Here is a 3,199-nt window from a genome sequence, read left to right as displayed (position 1 = left end):
CCCTGAGCGACCTGCCCCTGCGGAGTTCCCATGGCCGGCCGACTGCATATCGCCCCCCTCGACCTCTCGCGCCTGCTGCCCGACCTGGCGGTCGACGCCCCCTTGGTGACCAGCCCCAACCTGGCCCCGCGGCGCCTGCTCTCGGGCATTCGCCTGGAGGCCGGGATCCCGCGCCTGGGGCGGCTATTCTGGGGGCTGACCCCGCCCTGGCTGCAGGTCCTTGACCACGCCCCCCACTGCGCCCGGGCAGAGTCGCTGGCGGCGCGCCCGATGTTCCGCGACGCCTTCCGGGCGCGCCGCTGCCTGGTACCGGCCAGCGGCGTCTACGTCTGGAAACCCCAGCCCCGCACCAAGCAACCCTTCCTGGTGACCCGGGTCGACCGGCGGCCGCTGCTGCTCGCCGCACTCTGGTGCCGCTTCCACACCAGCCTGGCCGAGCATAGCGACTCCCTGGCGCTGATCACGGTGCCCACCAACGCCCTGCTGGCCCCGCTCAGCGACCGCCTCCCGGCGGTGATCGACCCCGGGCAGGCACGCCGCTGGCTCGACCCCGAGACCCCGCTGGAGGCGGCCCGCGCCCTGCTCACCCCCGCCCCGAGGGAACTGTTGGGCGCTTTCCCGGTATCAAGACGAGTGAACAGCCCCGCGCATCAGGACGCCGCCTGCGCCCATCCGACCGGACCCATGCTGCGCCAGCCCGACTGATGCCCCGACCCACAGGAGAGACGATGCCCCGCACCCCGACAGCCCCCTACCGCGGCACCGCCGGGTTTGCCCTGGCCGGTCTGCTGCTGGCCGGCGCGGCGCTGCCCCTGGCAATGCCCGAGTCCCGCGCCGCCCAACCGGACGCCGTCGCCGAGGCGATCACCCCGAAGGTCAGCCCCCATGACACCCGCGACTACCGGGTGGTGACCCTGGAGAACGGCCTGACCGCCCTGCTGGTCAGCGACCCGGAGGCGGACAAGGCCGCCGCCTCCATGAACGTCTCGGTGGGTAGTGCCCAGGACCCGGACGACCTCGCCGGCCTGGCGCACTTCGTCGAGCACATGCTGTTCCTGGGCACCGAGCCCTTCCCGGAGGCCGACGCCTACCAGGGCTACATCTCGCGCCACGGCGGCACCCACAACGCCTTCGTCTCCACCCTGGACACCAACTACTTCTTCGATATCGATCCTGAGGCCCTGGAAGGGGCCCTGGACCGCTTCAGCCAGTTCTTCATCTCGCCGCTGTTCAATGCCGACCAACTGGAGAGCGAGCGCAACATCGTCCACTCCGAGTACATGGCGCGTATTCGTGACGATGGCCGCCGCGAGAACGACGTGCTCAATGTGCTGCTCAACCCCGAGAACCCCACCACCGGCTTCTCGGTGGGCAGCCGCGAGACCCTGGCCGACCGCCCCGAGGGCGAACCCAGCCTGCGCGAGCGGGTGATCGACTTCTACGAGCGCCACTACGATGCCAACGTCATGCACCTGGCGCTGATCGCCCCCCAGCCGCTGGACGACCTCGAGGCCATGGTGGCGGAGCGCTTCGCGGCGGTCGACGACCGCGGGCTCTCGCCCCCCGAGATTACTGCCCCGCTGGCGCAGGAGGAGAGGCTTCCACAGCGTGTCGCGATTCAGTCGGTGCGCGACAGCCGCCAGCTGCGCTTCCTGTTCCCGATCCCCGACCCCATCACCGAGTACCGCCACAAGCCCGCCGACCTGATCGCCCATCTGCTCGGCCACGAGGGCGACGGCAGCCTGCTGGCGGTGCTGCGCGAGGCGGGCCTGGCCGACGGCCTCTCCGCCGGCGTCTCCCGCGGCGACGGCCAGCACGCCCTGTTCAGCGTCAGCGTCAGCCTGACCCCGGCCGGCGCCGAGACCCGCGACGCCATCGAGGCGACCCTGTTCACCGCCATCGCGCAGCTGCGCGAAGAGGGCCTGGAAGCGTGGCGCTACGACGAGAAGGCCAGGCTCGCCGAGCAGGAGTTCCGCTTCCAGCAGCACGGCTCGCCGCTGCAGGGCGCCTTGCGCCTGGCCATGAACCTCTCGCGCTTCCCGGTGGAGGACGTGCAGTATGCCGCCTACCGCATGGACGGCTTCGATCGCGAGCGCAGCGAGGCCTACCTGGACGCCCTCACCCCGGACAACCTGATCCGCCTCTACAGCGCCCCGGACGTGGAGGGCGAGGAGACCTCCCCCTGGTTCCACGCGCCCTGGCGCGAGGATGAGAGCGAGGAGGCACCGGTGCTCTCCGGCCTGGCCCTGCCCGAGCCCAACCCCTATATCGCCGAGGATCTGGAGCTGCTCGACGCCCAGGACGAGCGCCCCCGGCGGCTGGTGGAGGAGCCCACCTTCGACCTCTGGCACATGGCCGATGCCACCTTCAACACCCCCAAGGTGGAGTGGCGCTTCAGCCTGCAGAACCCGGGCGCGGCCAGCTCCGCCCGGGACGCCGCCCTGGCCCGGCTGCTTGCCGGTTGGCTGGACGACAGCCTCAACGAGGCCTTCTATCCGGCCCGCCTGGCCGGCCAGCACTTCGAGGCCTACACCCACGCCCGCGGCATCACCCTCTCCTTCTCCGGCTGGCGCGACCGCCAGGAGCGGATGATGGAACGGGTGCTCGAGCAGCTGCAGGACGGCGAGATCGCAGAGGCCAACTTCGAGCGGGTGCGCTATCGCCTGCAGCGGGAGTGGCGCAACGCCCCCCAGGGGGCCCTGCACCGCCAGGCCGGGCGCACCCTCGCCGAGGCGCTGGTGCGGCCCCAGTGGCCCAGCGCCGCGCTGCTGGAGGCGAGCCGGGAGCTGACCGTCGAGGAGCTGCGCGACTACCGCGACGCCCTGTTGGCTGAGCTGCGCCTGGAGGCCATGGCGGTGGGCAACCTGGAGGCCGAGGAGGCGGCCCGACTGGGCCGGCGGGTCGCCGAGGCGCTGGCGCCGAGCCTCGCCGCGGACGCCATTCCCGACCTCACCCCGCTGCGCGCCGACCCCGAGCTGCCCAGCCTGACCCCGCACACCAGTCGCGAGGAGTCCCTGGTGCTGCGCTACCTGCAGGGGCCCGACCGCACCCTGGCGAGCCAGGCCCGCCTGGCGGTGCTCGGCCGGCTGATCGAGACCCCCTTCTACCAGCGTCTGCGCACCCAGGAGCAGCTGGGCTATGTGGTCCACGCCGGCTACTCGCCGATGCTCGATGCGCCGGGGCTCGGCCTGCTGGTCCA

General features: G+C 72.0%; 2 protein-coding genes. Both read left to right on the top strand.

The genetic code is table 11. The features are described from left to right. Nucleotides 1–30: 30 nt before the first annotated feature. Nucleotides 31–705: an SOS response-associated peptidase gene (locus J5F18_RS04305; protein WP_346301091.1), complete on the top strand. Its 675-nt coding sequence runs from the start codon at nucleotides 31–33 to the stop codon at nucleotides 703–705. A gap of 23 nt (nucleotides 706–728) precedes the next feature. Continuing rightward, nucleotides 729–3,199 (top strand): insulinase family protein (locus tag J5F18_RS04300; RefSeq protein WP_346301090.1); only part of this gene is annotated, 2,471 nt, incomplete at its 3' end.

It is taken from the genome of Halomonas sp. BM-2019 (genome assembly GCF_017584085.1).
This window is presented reverse-complemented; position numbering and strand designations above follow the sequence as displayed.

What these genes read in the sequence shown, in the direction of transcription:
- J5F18_RS04305 (WP_346301091.1), top strand. Translation starts at nt 31, where the DNA reads ATGGCCGGCCGACTGCATATCGCCCCCCTCGACCTCTCGCGCCTGCTG.